This window comes from Micromonospora sp. A202 (genome assembly GCF_006715105.1).
GTDB classification, from domain to species: domain Bacteria; phylum Actinomycetota; class Actinomycetes; order Mycobacteriales; family Micromonosporaceae; genus Micromonospora; species Micromonospora zamorensis.
The window spans coordinates 5791274-5809545 of the sequence record NZ_VFMP01000001.1 but is presented as its reverse complement, the minus strand read 5'-3'; the positions used below and the strand labels follow the sequence as shown (position 1 = coordinate 5809545).

The following is an 18272-nucleotide window of genomic DNA, read 5'->3' as shown; positions in this document are numbered from 1 at the left end:
GTCACCCCTGCCCGCGCCGGCCGTCCCGCTCGTCGGCCGACTGGTCGCCGACGGCCTCGACCGGGTGGTCGGAGCGGGTCGACTCGTCCCCCTCCGCCGGGGCCGGTCGGGTGTCGATCCCGAGGGTCGGCTCCTCGTTCCGGTCGTCGGGCGGGCCGGAGACCGGTGCGGTCTGCTCCTCGGAGGGCGGATGAGCCAGCCAGGCGGGGTGGATCACCTCGGCGGTCGGCGCCTCCGGTGTGGGACCCGAGGGGGGAACGTCCCAGGTGGACCGTTCGGCCTCCCAGACCGGCAGCGGGGCGCCGGAGGTCGGTACGGCGGCACCAGCGGTCGGTGCGGCCGCGCCGGAGACGGGTGCGTTCGCGCCGGAGACGGGAGCAGCGGTCTCGGTGGCAGCGGCCTCGGTGGCCGCCTCCGGTTGCGGCGACCTACCTGAGCGCAGCGCTCCGACCAGCCCGAAGACCCCGATCAGGATGAGTGCGCTGGCCAGGAACCAGCCGACCGCGGGGAGCGCGAGCCCGAGCAGTTGGGCGAGCAACCACCAGCCGGACAGCGCCAGGAACACGAGCCCGAAGGCGAAAGACACCAGATCAGTGCGGTGAGCCTTCACCGGGTCACCTCCAGATTGCCGGCATTGACGTGGACGTAGAGGCGCAGGGTCCCGCCGCCGGGCCCGTCCGCGCCGACATCGGTGGTCTCCCGCAGGCGACCGTCCAACCCGCCGGACCGGTTGCCGAAGATGTTGGCGTCGCCGGCGTTGACGTCGGCCACCGTGGTGACGTCGACGTTCGGCGGTACGACAACGGTCGCCTGGCCGAAGTTGATGGCGACGGTGACCTGGCTGTCCCGTTTCGTGAAGTCGATGCCGCGCAGGTCGAGCACGGCGTCACCGAAGCTGTTCTCGTATCGGTCGGCGAGGTCCCGATAGTCGGTGGGCGCCCAGGTCACCGCACCGTCGACTCCTCGGATCCGGTCGTAGGACTCGGCGACCGTCGCCGTGCCCAGCGCCGCCGCGGTCACCAGGCCGAGCGCGATGAGCCAGCGGGCGCGGCCGAACCACGTGCCGACCAGCAGCCCCAGCGCGATCGTGGCCAACGCGGCCGCGAAGTATGACGAGGCGCTGATGGCGAAGACGTCCAGCAGGTCGAGCAGGGCTACCACACCGAGGACCAGGAAGATCAACGAGAAGGTCACCGCGCCGAGTGGCGAACGCTCCTTGGGGCGCTTCGGCGGCTTGGGTGGCTTGGGCGGAGGGGGCGCGGCCGGAGTCGGCGAGGCGTACGGGCCGTGCGGCGCGAACGGAGGCCGGTATCCGGACGGCGGAGGGGCGGTCGGATAGCCGGACGGGGCAGCGGGTGCGCCGGTCACGGGTGCCGACGGCCAGCCGACGCTGGGGGCGGCGGTGCTCGGCCAGCCGGTGGAAGGCGTCGGCCAGTCGGGCTGGACAGCCGTCGTGCCGGCCGGTTGCCCCGACACGGGACCGACTCCGGACACGGGACCTACCCCGGACACCGGCTGCGTGGGGGCGGAGAGCTGCGGACCAGCGGTCGGCTGCACGTCGTACGCCATGGTGGGTGTTCCCCCCATCGTCGCGGTGACGTACGCGGGATCGCCGCCGGCCCCCGGTGTCGTCGTCAGCGGGCCGGTCGACGGCGCGACGCCGTACGACGGAGCTGGCCAGGTCACCGGCGGAACGGGACCGGGCGGGGAGCCGGTCGGCGCGGACGGCGCCGGCCCGCTCGGAGCACCGGGCTGCGAGTTGCGGCTGTCCCGGTTGAGCAGCAGCGCGCCGGCGACCAGGATGGCCGCGCCGAGCAGCACCGCACGGAAGGCGTCGGTGACGATGTAGCCGAAGCTGGCCGCGACCAGGATGCCCAGGACGATCACGGTTACCGGCGACATGCTGGAACGCCCGCGCCCGAGCATCGACTCGACCGGGGACGCGGTGTCGCCCTCGTTCGGGATGATCAGCCAGGCGGCGACGTACACCAGGATGCCGATGCCCCCGAAGAACCCGAGCACCGCGAGCAGCACCCGCCACAGCACCGGATCGGTGTTGGTGGCTCGCCCGATCGCCGCGCAGACGCCGGCCAGATACCGTCCCTCGCGTGGCCGGACCAGCCCGTACCGCGAGGTGAAGCCGGTGCCGCCCAGCGGTGGTGGCGGCGCGGACGGGCCGGGACCGCCACCCTGCCCGGGTGGTGTGCCCGCGGCGCCGCCGGCTCCGTAACCGGTACCGGCCGCGAAGCTGGGGCCCGGGCCGGTGGGCGGCGGGTAGCCGCCGTACGGATCGGTAGGTGCGGCGCCGGGGTGCGGACCGGACGTGCCGGGCTCGGTCCATCCGCCGGCCGTCGCGGCCGGCGTGGGCGGCGATGTGCCTCCCGGTTGTGCCGACCCGGGACGGGGTGGCGGGGCAGCTTCCTCGGTCATGCTTCGATCCTGCTGCCCGGTGCACCCGTTCGACCTCAGGACCCGACCCTGACCCCACCCTGAGATCCGGCGGCCGGAATGTCGGGGGCGTCCCCGTGGTCGTGAGCGCCGCAGCGTGTGACGATCGAATCACCGACCTCGACCATCCCGCCACCGTGACAGGGAGCCTCCGATCAGCACCGTGACTTCGCCTCCGCGCCTCTACCGCGCACCGGAGCACCGGATGGCCGCCGGCGTCGCCGCCGGTATCGCCGACCATCTCGGCATCTCGGTGCTGCGGGTGCGCGTCGCGTTCATGGTGCTGCTCGGGCTGAGTGGGCTCGGCCTGCTGCTCTACGCGGCCTTCTGGGCCGTGGTGCCGCTGCGGCCCGGTGACACCGCGGTGCCGCCCCGCCGCGACGTGGCCCAGCTCCTGCCGTTCGTGGGGATCGGGCTCGGTGTGCTGTTGATCCAGGTGATGGTCTTCGACTCGGTCGGCGCTGCGGGCACCGCCGGCTGGCTGGTGGCCATCATCGCGGTCGGCGCCGGGGTCATCTGGCACCAGTCCGCGCCCGAACGGCGGCGGCAGTGGGGCGACACGATGCCGGTGCCATGGCTCGGCGCGGTCGTCGAGGAGAGTGACCGGCGGGCCTTCGTGCTCCGGTTCATCGGCGGGGGAGTGCTGGTCGCGGTCGGCATCATCGGCGTCGCGGCGGTCTACTCGCCGGCGCAGAACTTCGACGCGGTGATCAATGGCGTGATCTTCGCGCTGGTCGGGCTGGCCGGGGTCGGCGTGGTCGCCGCGCCGGTGCTCTGGCGGACGTACAGCCAGCTCCGCTCGGAGCGCGAGGGGCGCATCCGCGAGCAGGAGCGGGCCGAGTTGGCCGCGATGGTGCACGACCAGGTGCTGCACACGTTGGCGCTGATCCAGCGCAACGCCGGTGACGTCAAGACGGTGCAGCGGCTGGCCCGAGGGCAGGAGCGTTCCCTGCGCAACTGGCTCTACAAGCCCACCGCGTCGCCCAGCGAGCGCTTCGCCGCCGCTTTGGAGCAGGCCGCCGCCGAGGTCGAGGACACCTTCGCGATCACCGTGGAGACCGTCGTGGTGGGGGACCGGGAGACCGACGAGAAGGTCGGGGCGCTGGTCGCGGCCGCGCGGGAGGCGCTGGTGAACGCGGCCCGGCACGCCGGCGTGGAGACCGTTTCGCTCTACGCCGAGGTGGAGCCGGATCAGGTCAGCGTCTTCGTCCGGGACCGGGGCAAGGGCTTCGATCCGGATACCGTGGAGGACCACCGGCACGGCGTACGCGGCTCGATCATCGGGCGGATGAAGCGGCACGGCGGACGGGCCGAGATCCGGTCCGGCCCGGGGGAGGGGACCGAGGTTCGGTTGATCCTGCCGATCTCCCGGGACTCGTCCGCAGCGGAGAGGAACAGATGACCATGGCCGAGCAGCCGACCGAGCACCTCGACCCGGCGGAGGCCCGCCCCGAGCGGCTGCGGGTGTTCCTGGTGGACGACCACGCCATGTTCCGGGCCGGGGTGCGCGCGGAGCTGGGCGCCCACGTCGAGGTGGTGGGCGAGGCGAGCACTGTGGCCGAGGCGGTCACGCGGATCGCCGCCGTCGGACCGGACGTGGTGCTGCTCGACGTGCACATGCCCGACGGCGGCGGACGCGCGGTGCTGGAGGCGATGCGCCGCACCCACCCGCAGGTCAAGTTCCTCGCGTTGAGTGTCTCCGACGCGGCGGAGGACGTGATCGGGCTGATCCGCGCCGGTGCCCGGGGGTATGTCACCAAGACCATCTCCCCGGACGAGCTGGCTGCGGCGATCCGCCGGGTGGCGGACGGGGACGCGGTGTTCAGCCCGCGGCTGGCCGGCTTCGTGCTGGACGCCTTCGCGGCCCGACCGGACGCACCGGTGGCCGACCCCGAGCTGGACCAGCTCACCAACCGTGAGCGGGAGGTGCTGCGGCTGCTGGCCCGGGGGTACGCGTACAAGGAGATCGCGAAGGAGCTGTTCATCTCCATCAAGACGGTGGAGACGCACGTGTCGAACGTGCTGCGCAAGCTCCAGATGTCCAACCGGTACGAGCTCTCCCGTTGGGCGGCGGACCGCCGGCTCGTGTGACAACACGTCACCGGGCCGGAGGATCAGACAGACGATCTTTGCGCCCTCGTCCACCCAGCCGTGTGATGGTGCCCGTGCAGCCGTAGTAGACCTCATCCGGACGGGTCGAAAAACGGATGGTGACGTACGTCCCATCGGGCAGAGGTGAAGCCCGCCCTGTACGTGCCGGCCGAACCCAGGTTCACGGGTGGCGCAACGTATTTCCTGCTCAATGCTGCCTGCACCGACCGTTTTATGATCATTTTTCAAGTATCGGCAACGTGGCGGGCAACTAACGGCTTGATAACGGCACCTTCACGGAAGAGGCCAGTTGGTGTCACAGTGGCAGCACCTCACCATCGGTGTGTGGCACTCCGTACGGCCAACGACCACGTCCCTCGCCGCTCGCGGCGATTCGTGGCTGTGCCTCCTGCGTCGTGTCGCGCCTCGTCGGTGAGGGAGCCCGGCGGATCGGAACATCAGGGTGTCCCCAAATTCCCTGTGGTCCCGGCGACCCGCGCCTCGGGGTGGTCGGGCGGTGTCACCCCCAAACGTGCGTGAAACCCACGACGGAACCTGGTTAGAAAGAGGAGGCCCCTCGGAATGAGAGTCTCGAAGCGGGCGACGAGCGCAATCGCGCTCAGCGCGGCTGCCGCGCTTGTCGCGAGCGGTTGCTCGAGCGGTGACAGCAACGACGACGCTGCCGCCAGCAAGGACGGCGCGATCACCGTCCACGGCGTCCAGCCGGAGAACCCGCTGGTCCCGTCGAACACCACGGAGACTGGCGGCGGCAAGGTGATCGACTGGCTGTTCACCGGCCTGGTCGAGTACCCGAACGACGGTGGGGCCCCGCGCAACGCGCTGGCCGAGTCCATCAACACCACGGACTCCAAGGTCTTCACGATCAAGATCAAGAAGGGCACGAAGTTCCACGACGGCACCGAGGTGAAGTCGAAGAACTTCGTTGACGCCTGGAACTGGGCCGCCTACTCGCCGAACGGCGCGCAGAACGGCACCTTCTTCTCGGACATCCTGGGCTTCGAGGACACCTACACCACGGACCCGGACGGCCCGGACGGCCCGCAGAAGGCCCCGGCACCGAAGTCCGACAAGATGTCCGGCCTGAAGGTCGTCGACGAGCAGACCTTCGAGGTCACCCTGGGTGCGCCGACCGCGGTCTTCCCCACCAAGCTCGGCTACAGCGCCTTCATGCCGCTGCCGGACGTCTTCTTCACCCAGAAGCCGGAAGAGTTCGGCAAGAAGCCGGTCGGCAACGGCCCGGTCAAGTTCGTGTCGTGGGAGGACAACGTCCTCATCAAGCTGACGCGCTTCGACGACTACAACCTTCGCGACAAGATGAAGGTCAAGGACGTCGACGTCAAGCTGTACCAGGACGAGACGGCCGCCTACGCCGACCTGCTGGCGAACAACCTCGACTTCATGGAGGTTGTCCCCACCTCGGCGCTCGCCGGTGACAAGTGGAAGACCGACCTCGGTGACCGGGGCCTGTCGACCGTCACGCCGTCGACCGCGCTGATCGCGTTCCCGACCTACGACAAGCGCTTCCAGAACCCGAAGCTGCGTCGTGCCGTGTCGCTGTCGATCAACCGGCAGGAGATCTCGGACAAGATCTTCTTCGGTACCCGTAAGCCGGCCGACAGCTGGGCGAACCCGCTGACCCCGGGCGCCAAGCCGGGCAACTGCACCGCCTGCAAGTTCGACCCGGCCACGGCCAAGACGCTGCTGACCGAGGCCGGTGGCTTCACCGGTGAGATGGTCTTCTACTACAACTCGGACTCCAGCCACAAGGACTGGATGGACGCCGTTGCGCAGCAGGTCAAGACCAACCTGGGCATCAACGCTCGGGCCGAGGGCGTGCCGACCTTCGCGGTCTTCCGCCAGAGCATCAACGCCCACCAGATGAAGGGCCCGTACCGCGCCGCCTGGCAGCAGGACTACCCGGACGTCGAGAACTGGGTCAACCCGCTGTACGTCACCAACGGCTCCTCGAACGATGGTCTGTACAGCAGCAAGGAGGTCGACGCCCTGGCGAAGCAGGCCAGCTCCGCGCCGACTCTGGAGGCTTCCCACGAGGCGTTCTCCAAGGCCGTCGAGCTGGTCGACCAGGACGTTCCGAGCATCCCGATCTACTTCTACGGCCAGCAGTCCGGCCACTCGGAGAAGATCAAGAAGCTCGAGCTGAACAACGTCGGCGAACTCGACATCACCTCGGTCGAGCTCTGATCCGAACGGTCTGACCCCGGGTCGGGCTCGCCACATCCGGTGAGCCCGACCCGGGGCCGTTCCGCGACTGGGTGTTACAACACTCCACTCGCACGTTGTCACCACCGTGTCGGCCGTCCGACGCGCCCCCTGTCTGGAGGACCACCCCATGGGCCGTTATCTGTTGAGACGGCTGCTCCAACTCGTGCCGGTCTTCATCGGTACGACGTTCCTGATCTACTGGCTCGTCTGGGCCGTTCCGGGCGATCCGTTCGCCGGCAAGTGCGGCGAGCGACGCTGCCCGGACCAGTACATCGCCTTCATGACCGAGAAGTACCACCTCGACCAGAACGTCTTCGTGCAGTACGCCAACTACATGAAGAACCTGCTCCAGGGTGACTTCGGTCAGACGTTCTCGCAGCGCGAGATCGGTGACATCATCGCCACGGCGTACCCGAACACGCTGAAGCTGGCCCTGGTGGCACTCGCCATCGAGGCCGTGATCGGCCTCGGCGCCGGCGTGCTGACCGGTCTGCGCCGCAACGGCTTCCTGGACAACCTGGTCCTGGTCTCCACGCTCTTCCTGATCGCGCTGCCGGTCTTCGTCGTCGGCTTCGTGCTCCAGTGGCTCCTGGGCGTGCAGTGGGGCATCGTCAAGCCGACCGTCTCCTCCGAGATGCGGTGGTCCGAGCTGATCGTGCCGGGCTTCGTGCTGGGCAGTGCGTCAGTGGCCTACATCGCCCGGGTTGCACGTACGAGCATCGCGGAGAACCGCCGCGCCGACTACGTGCGCACCGCGATCGCCAAGGGTCTGCCGATGCGCCGGGTGGTGGGCGTACACCTGCTGCGTAACTCGCTCATCCCGGTGGTCACCCTGCTCGGCACCGACCTCGGTGCCCTGATGGGCGGCGCGATCGTCACCGAGGGGATCTTCGGCATCAACGGGATCGGCCGTGCGGTGTACCGCGCGATCGTGACCAAGGAGAGCGCCACCGTGGTGGGCATTGTGGTCGTCCTGGTGCTGGTCTATCTCGTGATGAACCTGCTGGTTGACCTGCTCTACGCCGCCCTGGACCCGAGGATCCGTTATGAGTGACCCGAGTACCGCATCAATCGTCAGCACCCCTGGCGCGCACCCGACCGACTCCGCCGCCCCTGCCACCGCAGGTCAGCCGCAGAGCAACGAAAAGCCCCGTGGCCTGCTCGGTGACGCCTGGCGGGACCTTCGCCGCAAGCCGTTGTTCTGGATCGCCAGCGTCCTGATTCTGATCTTCCTGCTGATGGCGGCCTTCCCGGCGCTGTTCGCCCCGGGTGACGCGGTCAACGGATCGCTGTCCCGCAGCCTCGACAAGCCGTCCGCCAATGGCTGGTTCGGCTACGACGTGCAGGGCCGCGACGTCTACGCGCGGGTCATCTACGGCGCGCGGGCATCCGTCATCGTCGCCGTGCTGTCCGTGGTCGGCACCCTGCTCGTCGGTGGTGCCATGGGCATCATCTCCGGCTACCGCGGTGGCTGGGTGGACGGGCTGCTGAGCCGGATCGCCGACGTCTTCTTCGGTCTGCCCTTCGTGCTCGGCGCGATCGTCATCCTGACGACGTTCAACGGTTCGGGCTCCGGCAACAGCAAGGCCCAGATCATGGGCCTGGTGATCGCCTCGCTGATCGTGCTGAGCTGGCCGGTCGTGATGCGCCTCATGCGTTCCTCGGTGCTCGCCACCAAGGAAGCCGACTACATCGTCGCGGCCCGCGCCCTGGGCGCCGGCACCGGCCGGATCATCCTCAAGCACCTGCTGCCGAACTGCCTGGCACCGCTGCTGGTCTACGGCACGATCATGGTCGGCTCGTTCATCGGCGCCGAGGCCACCCTGTCGTTCCTGGGCGTCGGTCTGAAGTCTCCGGTGGTGTCCTGGGGCATCATGATCAGCGACGGTAAGGATTTCCTCCGAGTCGCGCCAGGGCTGGTCTTCTTCCCCGCCGCGTTCCTCGTCACCGCAGTGCTGAGCTTCGTGATGCTCGGTGAGGCGGTCCGCGAGGCCCTCGATCCGAAACTCCGCTAGGGGATATCCAGTGTCCGACATTCTCGTGTCCGAGCAGTCCGCGCCGGGACCCGGCGGGTCCGGACGTCCCTCCGGCCGGCTGCTCGAGGTCGACGACCTGCGGGTGGAGTTCCGCACCCGGGACGGCGTCGCAAAGGTCATCAACGGGGTCACGTACCACGTCGACGCGGGGGAGACCCTCGCCGTGCTCGGCGAGTCCGGCTCCGGTAAGAGCGTCACGGCGCAGACCATCATGGGCATCCTCGACACGCCGCCCGGCTTCGTCACCGGTGGCCAGGTCCGCTTCCACGGCAAGGACATGCTCCGCATGTCCGACGAGGAGCGCCGCCGCATCCGCGGCGAGGGCATCGCGATGATCTTCCAGGACGCGCTCTCCGCGCTGAACCCCGTCTTCACCGTCGGGTTCCAGATCGCCGAGCAGTTCCGGGTCCGGCGGGGCATGGGTCGCGCGGAGGCCAAGAAGCGCGCGATCGACATGCTCGACCAGGTCAAGATCCCGAACGCCAAGAGCCGGTTCAACAACTACCCGCACCAGTTCTCCGGCGGTATGCGGCAGCGCGCGATGATCGCGATGTCGTTGGCGCTCGACCCGGAGGTGCTGATCGCGGACGAGCCGACCACCGCTCTCGACGTGACAGTGCAGGCCCAGATCATGGACCTGCTCGCCGAGCTTCAGCGTGAGCGGCAGATGGGCATGATCCTGATCACCCACGACCTCGGCGTGGTCGCCGACGTCGCGGACCGGATCGCGGTCATGTACGCGGGCCGGATCGTCGAGGAAGCCAACGTGTACGACTTGTACGCCAAGCCGGCGCACCCGTACACCATCGGTCTGATCGAATCGATCCCGCGCCTGGACGAGAAGGGGCAGCAGCTCCGGACGATCAAGGGCCTCCCGCCGAACCTGATGAACATCCCGCCGGGCTGCCCGTTCAACCCGCGCTGCCCGATGGCTCAGCCGGTGTGCCGGGAGAAGGTCCCGCCGCTGCTGCAGGTCGGCCGCGACCGGGCCAGCGCCTGCCACTTCGCCGAGGAGCTGGTGAACCGTGTCTGAGAACATCCTCGAGGTCAACGACCTGGTCAAGCACTACCCCGTCACGCAGGGCGTGGTGTTCAGGAAGACCGTCGGTCAGGTCAAGGCGGTCGACGGGGTCTCGTTCGGTCTGCGCGCCGGCGAGACGCTCGGTGTGGTCGGCGAGTCCGGCTGTGGCAAGTCGACCCTCGCCCGGGTGCTGATGAACCTGGAGAAGCCGACCGCAGGCAGCGTGGTCTACAAGGGCCAGGACACCTCCAAGCTGTCCGGTGCGGCGCTGCGACGCCTCCGCCGGCAGATCCAGCTGGTCATGCAGGACCCGTACACCTCGCTGAACCCGCGGATGACCGTCGGTGACCTGCTCGGTGAGCCGTTCGAGATCCACCCGGAGGTGGCACCGAAGGGCAGCCGCCGGGCCAAGGTCCGCGAACTGCTCGACCTGGTGGGGCTCAACCCGGAGCACATCAACCGGTACCCGCACCAGTTCTCCGGCGGTCAGCGTCAGCGCATCGGCATCGCCCGCGCGCTCGCGCTGCGGCCCGAGATCATCGTCTGCGACGAGCCGGTGTCGGCGCTGGACGTCTCCATCCAGGCTCAGGTGATGAACCTGCTGGAGCAGCTCCAGGGCGAGTTCGGGTTGTCGTACGTCTTCATCGCGCACGACCTGTCGGTGGTTCGCCACCTCTCGGACCGGGTCGCGGTGATGTACCTCGGCAAGATCGTCGAGATCGGCACCGAGGACGAGATCTACGAGCGGCCGACCCACCCGTACACCCAGGCACTGCTCTCCGCGGTGCCGGTGCCGGACCCGACGCAGCGGAACAACAAGACGATCATCCGGCTCACGGGTGACGTGCCGTCGCCGATCAGCCCGCCCTCGGGCTGCCGGTTCCGGACCCGCTGCTGGAAGGCGCAGGACGTCTGCGCCGAGCAGGTCCCGCTGCTGGAGATCCGACGGGACTCGGACCACCCGAGCGCCTGCCACTTCGCGGAGCGTCGCCAGATCGTCGCCACCCACGAGGCGTGAGTCACCGGAACCGCCTGCCGACGTCACCACGACGACGGCAGGCGGTTTCGTCTGGTCCGTGCCCCGGGGCCGGCGCCGCGTGGCGCAGCGAAGGTCACGAGGGGCGCACGGGCCTGGTGAGTCGCCGTGGGCCGGCGCGGCTCACAGTGGGCCGCGGCCCGCGCGGAGCAGCAGCAGGGCCAACTGGGTGCCGTCGGCGCCGAGCGCGACCCGGAAGCGCTCCAGGATCTCGCGTTCGCGGGAGAGCACCAGGCGAGTCCCGCCGGACGCCATCCGGGTCACCCCGACCTCCTGGGACAACGCGGCCCGCTCCTGCCAGAGCGTGATCAGGGCGTGGTCGATCTCGTCGATCCGTTCTCTGATCTGCACGATCCGAGCGGAGGCGGACGGCTCCTCGGTGCCGGTCCGTGCCTCTGGCGGCCCGGCGGCCTCGGCCGTCGGCGACAGGGGTGCCGCCGGCTCGCTCCCGTTGGCCGCGGGCTGCTCGGCCTTCGGTCGGGTCGGGCCGCCGCTCTGCTCCATCACGTCTGTCATCATCGGGTACCTCTCGCACTGTGGTGCCCGGTGCCCGGAACCCGGGACGGAAAAAGCCCCGGACTCCAGGAGCCCGGGGCTTTCGTAGGTCTGAATCGATCAGGCGCGACCTACGGCAGCCGGACTCCCGGTGCCGTAGTAAAAGTAGTAGCGCGCAGCGATCACGCCGTCGAGTATGCCCACGTCGACGCCGGGTGCGCAAGCATTCCGTGGGGAGACGCCGATCTTTGCCCGACTGGCGCGCAGTGCGGTGGGAGCACGCGGTCGGGCACGAGCTGCCGAGCGCCAGAGACCGTAGTGTCCGACTGGCGGCATAGACTTGTCGGGCGATGCATCCTCTCTTCGACATTCCCGCGTCCCCGCCTGCGCCGGAGTCCGCGCCGGCCCGCCCGGACCGGCCCCGGCCCGCCGCCGTCCGCCTCGATCCGCAGCAGCTGCTCGCCGGGCTCAACGGGCCGCAGCGCGACGCGGTCAGCCACGCCGGCTCGCCGCTGCTGATCGTGGCCGGCGCCGGGTCCGGCAAGACCCGGGTGCTCACGCACCGGATCGCCTACCTGCTCGCCGCACGGGACGTCCATCCCGGCGAGATCATCGCGATCACCTTCACCAACAAGGCAGCCGGCGAGATGAAGGAGCGCGTCGCCGCGCTCGTCGGTCCGCGGGCGCGCCTGATGTGGGTGTCGACGTTCCACTCCGCGTGTGTCCGGATCCTGCGCGCCGAGCACGAGCACGCCGGCCTCAAGTCGACCTTCTCCATCTACGACGCGGACGACTCCCGGCGACTGATGCAGCTGGTCACCCGCGAGCTGGATCTCGACCCGAAGCGCTACCCGGCGCGGGGGTTGGCCGCCCAGGTCTCCAACCTCAAGAACGAGCTGGTCGACCCGGAGCAGTTCGCCGCACGGGCCACCGGGCCCAACGAGCGGGCGCTGGCCGAGGCGTACACGCTCTACCAGCGCCGGCTGCGCGAGGCGCACGCACTGGACTTCGACGACCTGATCATGACCACGGTGCACCTGCTCCAGTCGCACCCGCACGTCGCGGAGAGCTACCGTCGGCGGTTCCGCCACGTGCTCGTGGACGAATATCAGGACACCAACCATGCCCAGTACACGCTGATCAAGGAGCTGGTCTCCGGCACCGACGGGCTGGAGCCCGCCGAGCTGTGCGTGGTCGGCGACGCGGACCAGTCGATCTACGCGTTCCGCGGTGCGACGATCCGCAACATCCTGGAGTTCGAACGCGACTTCACCGACGCTCGGACGATCCTGCTGGAGCAGAACTACCGCTCCACCCAGACCATCCTCAACGCGGCCAACGCGGTGATCGACCGCAACACCTCCCGCAAGCCGAAGCGGCTGTGGAGCGAGGCCGGTGCTGGCGAGCGGATCGTCGGTTACGTGGCCGACACCGAGCACGCCGAGGCCGACTGGGTGGCCCGGGAGATCGACCGGCTGGTCGACGCCGACGAGACCCGCCCCGGCGATGTCGCGGTCTTCTACCGCACCAACGCCCAGTCCCGTGTGTTCGAAGAGGTGTTCATCCGCGTCGGCCTGCCCTACAAGGTGGTCGGCGGGGTGCGCTTCTACGAGCGCAAGGAGGTCCGCGACGCACTGGCGTACCTGCGTTCGGTGGTCAACGACGACGACACGGTGAGCCTGCGGCGGGTGCTCAACACCCCGCGCCGGGGGATCGGCGACCGCGCCGAGGCGTGCGTCGAGGCGCTCTCCAGCCGGGACCGGATCTCGTTCGGCGCGGCGCTGCGACGAGCCCGGGAGGCGCCGGGCATCTCCAGCCGGGCAGCCAATGGCATCGCCGACTTCGTGGCGCTGCTCGACGGGGCCCGGGAGCTGTCCGAGACCGGCACCCCGGAAGAGGTGTTGGAAGCACTGCTGACCCGCTCGGGCTACCTCACCGAGCTGGAGGAGAGCCTGGACCCGCAGGACGCCGGCCGGGTGGACAACCTCCAGGAGCTGGTCAGCGTCGCCCGGGAGTACACCGAGCGGATCGAGGCGCTGGGCGAGGAGGGGGAGCGGGCCACCCTGGCCGGTTTCCTGGAGCAGGTGGCGCTGGTCGCCGACGCCGACCAGATCCCCTCCGACGACCCCGACCACCAGGGGGTGGTCACCCTGATGACGCTGCACACCGCCAAAGGGCTGGAATTCCCGGTGGTCTTCCTGACCGGGCTGGAGGACGGCGTCTTCCCGCACCTGCGCTCGCTGGGTGACACCCGCGAGCTGGAGGAGGAGCGCCGGCTGGCGTACGTCGGCATCACCCGCGCCAGGCAGCGGCTCTACCTCTCCCGGGCGGTGACCCGCTCGGCCTGGGGGCAGCCGTCCTACAACCCGCCGTCGCGGTTCCTGGAGGAGCTGCCGACCGAGTTGGTGCACTGGGAGCGCACCGAAGGGTCGTACACCTCGTGGGCCGGCGGGGGCGGCGGCGTCGGAGGCCGCGCGGACCGCGCGCCCGGCGTGCGTGGCAACTTCACCGGGGGTACGCCGAAGGCGGCCCAGTTGGCGCAGCGGCTCGGCGTGGACGCCAGCCGGCTGACCACGGCCAGCGAGCTGCCGCAGGGGCCCAAGGTGGCGGCCGGGGACCGGGTCAACCACCAGCGGTACGGGCTGGGGCGGGTGCTCGCCGTCGAGGGGCACGGCCCGGGTGCTCGCGCGCAGATCGACTTCGGTGACCAGACCATGTGGCTGGTGCTCCGGCACGCCCCGGTCGACAAGCTCTGACCGGCGCGGCGGGCAGCAGCGCCGAAGGTATAGGGATGTGAACCAAGGTCTATTTCAGTTCCTCGGGCGTTTCCGGCAACGCATCCGGCCCGGATAGTGGGAGCGTGAGCCTGGACATCAGAGGTATCTCGTACGTCGCCGGCTATACCTCCGGCGAGGCGGTGCGCCGGGACATGCGCGCCATCCGCGAGGACCTGCACTGCACGACCGTGATGGTGATTGACACCGATACCCGGACGCAGATGGAAGCCGCGCGGCGCGCCTTGGAAGTCGGGCTCGATGTCTACATCCGACCGTATGTCGCCGACCGCCCGCACCGAGAGATCCTGGCCCATCTCTCGGCGACGGCCGCCGCGGCCGAGGAACTGCGCGTCCAGTATCCGGGTCGAGTCACGCTGTTGCTCGGCAGCGAGTTCTCCCTCACCTCCCCGGGGATGCTGCCGGGACCGCGTGTCTTCATCCGGCTACAGGTGCTGGTGCGGTGGCGACGCTTCTTCGACCGCCGGATCACCCGCAAGCTCAACGCCCTGCTCGGCACCGCCCTGCCTGTCGCCCGAGCCGCATTCGGCGGCCCGATCAGCTACGCCGCGGGCTTCTGGGAGAAGGTCGACTGGTCCGGCTTCGACCTCGTCGGCGTCAACCTCTACCGTCTCGGCCCCGACCCGGCCGCCTACCAGCAACGGCTGCGTGCCCTGCTACGCGAGGCGGACAAGCCGGTGGTCATCACCGAGTTCGGGTGCGGCGCCCACCTCGGGGCCGAGCGCCGGGGGCCCGGCTCGTTTCGGATCGTGAACTGGTTCACCCAACCGCCCCAGGTCAGGGACGGGCACGTACGCGACGAGCCCACCCAGGCGGCGTATCTGGCCGAGCTCATCGACCTCTACGCCGCACACAACGTGCACGGCTGCTTCGTCTACACCTTTGCCATGCCGGACTTCCCGCACCGCGCGGACCCGCGTCACGACCTGGACATGGCGGGCTTCGGCGTGGTGCGGGTGCCGCCCGAGGACCCGTCACAGTGGGAGCCCAAGGAAGCCTTCCACCAGGTGGCGCGGTGTTACGAAGCAGCCGAGCGCGGCGTCGCTGCCAGTGGGACGGGCGGGCCGGTGGGGTGAACCGACGTTTCTGGCTCAGCAGCCGAGGTCCACGCCGCGGGTCCGCATGAACGGGGCCGGGTCGATCTGGTTCCACATGCCCTGGTGCACCTCGAAGTGCAGGTGCGGGCCGGTGGCGTCGCCGGTCGCGCCCTCGTATCCGATGACCTGGCCGGCCTTCACCTTCTGGCCGACGGTGACCGCGATGCGGCTCTGGTGGGCGTAGTGGGTCAGGTACCCGTTGCCGTGGTCGATGAAGACGGAGTTGCCGTACCCGTCGGAGGCGTCGCCGGCCTGGGTCACGGTGCCTGCGGCTGCGGCGCGGAGTGGCGTGCCGGAGGGCAGCGCCAGGTCGATACCGGCGTGCAGGGTGCCCCATCGCTGCCCGTAGCAGGAGGTGACGGCTGCGCCCGGCATCGGGTTGACCCAGGCGGGCGTGGGCTTGGTGGTCTTCTTCGGCTTCGGCTTCGGCTTGGCCTTGGCGGTGGCCGTCTTCGCGGGCGTCGGGCTGGCGCTGGCCGCGGACGGGCTCGGTGTCTGGCTGGGCGAGGCGACCGGTGTGCTCGACTCGCGGGCGGAGCGGTCCGCCCGGCTGGCGGCTTCGGCCCGGCTCTGCGCGTCGAGGGAGACGGCTGCGGGTGCCGGGTGGTCGCCGCCGGTGGTGGCGACCGCGACGCCACCGAGGCCGAGGGCCACCAGGGCGGCGGCGCTGAGCACGATGAGGCGGTTCCGCCGGCCGGCGCGCTGCGGTTGCCCGGTATGGGGGGCGTCGGTCTTGTTCTGGACGGGGCTGTCTTCCTGCACGGCGGACCTTCACAGTCGAGGGGCACTTGACCTCGAAATACTGGTGTCGAACCGAGCTGGGGTGGGCGCGGGGACCGGGTGACCGCGCGGCGCGTGGAGTGATGGCTGCCCAGATATGACCCGCTCTACGGCGTTCTATCCGGAAAAGTGATCATGCTCCGTGGTGTCGCCGGTCACAATCGTGGCTGTGACCCGGGATACATCCATCCGGCCGGGGCAACGAAAAACCGCCCGGATCGACAGATCCGGGCGGTTAACGGTCGTTACGGAAAGTCAGGAGGCGGCTACCTCGTTGTAGAGTGCCTCGACTTGCAGCTTGATGTCCACTCCGCGGTCCTGGAGGAACGGCACCGGGTCGACCGGCTGGCCCTTGACATGGATCTCCAGGTGCAGGTGCGTGCCGTAGGCGTGGCCCGTCTGGCCCACCAGACCAAGCTGGTCGCCGGCCTTGATCTGCTGGCCTTCCTTCACGCTCACCGAGGAGGAGTGGCCGTAGATGGCCTCGCTACCGTCGGCGTGCTGGACGATCACCGCGTTGCCGTACCCGCCGAACCAGCCGGCCTTGGTGACCAGCCCGTCGTGGATCGCCACGTAGGGCGTGCCCTCGCCGGCGACCAGGTCGACGCCGGTGTGCATCTTGCCCCAGCGGAGCCCGTAGGGGGAGTTGAAGTCGTAGCCCTGCAGCGGCAGCAGCCAGACCTCGGGCTCGGCGCTGTCCTTGCTGCGACTGTCCCGCGAGGCGCGTTCGGCGTTCTCGGCACGGGCCGCAGCGTCCTGACTGGTGACCGACGCCTGCTTGAGCTCGTCGAGCACCGACGGGCTGACGTCCTTGGCGTCGGGCAGAGCGCTCGCGCCGAGGGCGACGATGCCGGCCCCGACGAACGCCGTGGTGACGACAGCGGCGTAACGGCTGCGCGGTGGGGTGGGCACACGGCGACGACCGCGATATCGATCGGGCTCAGACGACAGGCGCTGGCGCACGCACACCCTCCGTTGTCGGGGTTCCGAAGCGGCCGGTGGGCGTTCGTGAAGCTCGAATGAACGTCCGCTGACCGCGTCGTCACCCGTCCATGGACCTGATGACAACCGTGGACACGTTAGCCAACCACCAGGCGAGTCACAAGCTAGACCGCCAAACTGGCGTGTCGATCTGTCCGTTTGCGTCCATGATTGTCACGCATCGCGCCCCTAAACGGTGCCCCTGATGCTGCCCGTTCGTCGCCGAGCGTGACCGATCCGGCGGAGTCGTCCGACTTGACTCGGGGCAGTGCCAGAGTGCCTTGGTGAGCCTCCCCGGATCTGGCTCGGCGGCTTCCCCGGACGGCCCCCGGTCCGCTGCCCGCCACTTCGGGTACGCCCGTACGACAATGCCGGGCAGGGATCGGCGGCTGAGCCCGGTTTCCGGCCCCGATTTCCTGGGCCGGGCCCGTCGGGTTACCGTTCGTTCAGGTGAAGGCCCGTGAAGCCGGTGAAAGGTGTGCGCTGATGAGCTCTCGTATTCGGGTCGTCGTCGCCAAGCCCGGCCTGGACGGCCATGACCGGGGCGCGAAGGTCGTCGCACGCGCTCTGCGGGACGCGGGCATGGAGGTCGTCTACACCGGCCTGCACCAGACTCCCGAGCAGATCGTGGAGACCGCCATCCAGGAGGACGCCGACGCGGTCGGCCTGTCCGTCCTCTCCGGCGCGCACATGACGCTCTTCCGGCGGGTGCTGGAACTGCTCAGTGAGCGGGACGCCCGCGACATCGTCGTGTTCGGCGGCGGCATCATTCCGAACGGCGACATTCCGGAGTTGGAGAAGCTGGGCGTCGCGAAGATCTTCACGCCGGGCGCCACCACTCAGTCGATTGTCGAGTGGGTCCGGCAGAACGTGGCGCAGCCGGTTTCCTGAGTCTCGTTGCTCAGCGCCCGGATTTGGGCACGGGGGAGGGGCCGGACGCACCCCTCACACGTCCGGCCCCTCTATGCACGATGCCCCGCCGCCACCCCTCGACCGACAGGGCATCGGCCGTCTCCCGTCGTCACGCTTCTCAGCGCTCCGACACCTGACTCAACGACGCCCCCACGGCCGGGTTACGCAAGCCGGACAACATCGCCCGGATGGTTGATGCCATCCGTGTCGTGGCCGCAAACCGGCCGCGTCTGATGTCCGGTTGTGCATTACCGCACACCGCGCACCCGCTCGGTTGCCGGTGGTGCCGACCTCGCTAGGCTGCGGCCAATGGCCTGTTTCAACTGATGACAGGCG

Annotated in this window: 14 protein-coding genes and 1 pseudogene; 10 read left to right on the top strand and 5 right to left on the bottom strand. The window is 69.6% G+C overall.

Features of this window, described 5'->3' with window-relative positions:
- Nucleotides 1-376: 376 nt before the first annotated feature.
- Nucleotides 377-610, bottom strand: a pseudogene (locus FBZ33_RS26835) (hypothetical protein); the annotation flags it as partial.
- Complete coding sequence (locus tag FBZ33_RS26830; RefSeq protein ID WP_141911114.1) at nt 607-2430, bottom strand: PspC domain-containing protein; 1824 nt, start codon at nt 2428-2430, stop codon at nt 607-609. The pseudogene FBZ33_RS26835 and the gene FBZ33_RS26830, both read right to left, overlap by 4 nt.
- A 181-nt stretch (nt 2431-2611) precedes the next feature.
- Here FBZ33_RS26830 and FBZ33_RS26825 point away from each other — a divergent pair, with 181 nt between their 5' ends.
- From FBZ33_RS26825 to FBZ33_RS26795, 7 genes are all read left to right on the top strand, one after another.
- Nucleotides 2612-3850 carry an ATP-binding protein gene (locus FBZ33_RS26825; RefSeq protein ID WP_141911113.1) on the top strand — a complete coding sequence of 413 codons (1239 nt, stop codon included), beginning with the start codon at nt 2612-2614 and terminating at the stop codon, nt 3848-3850.
- Nucleotides 3851-3852: 2 nt separating this feature from the next.
- Complete coding sequence (locus tag FBZ33_RS26820) at nt 3853-4539, top strand: response regulator transcription factor (RefSeq protein WP_141912967.1); 687 nt, start codon at nt 3853-3855, stop codon at nt 4537-4539.
- Nucleotides 4540-5121: 582 nt separating this feature from the next.
- Nucleotides 5122-6762 carry an ABC transporter substrate-binding protein gene (locus FBZ33_RS26815; protein WP_141911112.1) on the top strand — a complete coding sequence of 547 codons (1641 nt, stop codon included), beginning with the start codon at nt 5122-5124 and terminating at the stop codon, nt 6760-6762.
- A 148-nt stretch (nt 6763-6910) separates the two neighbouring features.
- Nucleotides 6911-7837 (top strand): ABC transporter permease, encoded by a 927-nt coding sequence (locus FBZ33_RS26810; RefSeq protein ID WP_088950152.1) that lies wholly within the window; start codon nt 6911-6913, stop codon nt 7835-7837.
- Nucleotides 7830-8798: an ABC transporter permease gene (locus FBZ33_RS26805; protein WP_141911111.1), complete on the top strand. Its 969-nt coding sequence runs from the start codon at nt 7830-7832 to the stop codon at nt 8796-8798. Before FBZ33_RS26810 ends, FBZ33_RS26805 begins: the two co-directional genes overlap by 8 nt.
- Before the next feature lie 10 nt (nt 8799-8808).
- Nucleotides 8809-9852, top strand: a complete 1044-nt coding sequence (locus FBZ33_RS26800) for an ABC transporter ATP-binding protein (protein ID WP_370453048.1) — start codon at nt 8809-8811, stop codon at nt 9850-9852.
- Nucleotides 9845-10858 carry an ABC transporter ATP-binding protein gene (locus FBZ33_RS26795; protein ID WP_088950150.1) on the top strand — a complete coding sequence of 338 codons (1014 nt, stop codon included), beginning with the start codon at nt 9845-9847 and terminating at the stop codon, nt 10856-10858. The genes FBZ33_RS26800 and FBZ33_RS26795 overlap by 8 nt, the downstream gene beginning before the upstream one ends.
- A 141-nt stretch (nt 10859-10999) precedes the next feature.
- Here the strand turns inward: FBZ33_RS26795 and FBZ33_RS26790 are convergent, their stop codons facing one another.
- Complete coding sequence (locus FBZ33_RS26790) at nt 11000-11395, bottom strand: chorismate mutase (RefSeq protein ID WP_172862108.1); 396 nt, start codon at nt 11393-11395, stop codon at nt 11000-11002.
- 326 nt (nt 11396-11721) lie between these two features.
- On the opposite strand from FBZ33_RS26790, the gene pcrA reads away from it, so the two are divergent.
- The gene (pcrA, locus tag FBZ33_RS26785; protein WP_141911110.1) at nt 11722-14127 is read left to right on the top strand and encodes a DNA helicase PcrA; all 2406 of its coding nucleotides are present in this window, start codon (nt 11722-11724) and stop codon (nt 14125-14127) included.
- A gap of 104 nt (nt 14128-14231) precedes the next feature.
- On the top strand, nt 14232-15242 hold the full coding sequence (locus FBZ33_RS26780; RefSeq protein ID WP_141911109.1) for a hypothetical protein: 1011 nt from the start codon (nt 14232-14234) through the stop codon (nt 15240-15242).
- Between the two features lie 15 nt (nt 15243-15257).
- Here the strand turns inward: FBZ33_RS26780 and FBZ33_RS26775 are convergent, their stop codons facing one another.
- Nucleotides 15258-16025, bottom strand: coding sequence for a M23 family metallopeptidase (locus FBZ33_RS26775; protein ID WP_141911108.1), 768 nt, complete (start codon nt 16023-16025; stop codon nt 15258-15260).
- A gap of 273 nt (nt 16026-16298) precedes the next feature.
- Complete coding sequence (locus FBZ33_RS26770) at nt 16299-17006, bottom strand: M23 family metallopeptidase (RefSeq protein ID WP_141911107.1); 708 nt, start codon at nt 17004-17006, stop codon at nt 16299-16301.
- Nucleotides 17007-17510: 504 nt separating this feature from the next.
- Here FBZ33_RS26770 and FBZ33_RS26765 point away from each other — a divergent pair.
- Nucleotides 17511-17915 (top strand): cobalamin B12-binding domain-containing protein, encoded by a 405-nt coding sequence (locus FBZ33_RS26765; RefSeq protein ID WP_141911106.1) that lies wholly within the window; start codon nt 17511-17513, stop codon nt 17913-17915.
- The last annotated feature ends 357 nt before the right edge of the window (nt 17916-18272 follow it).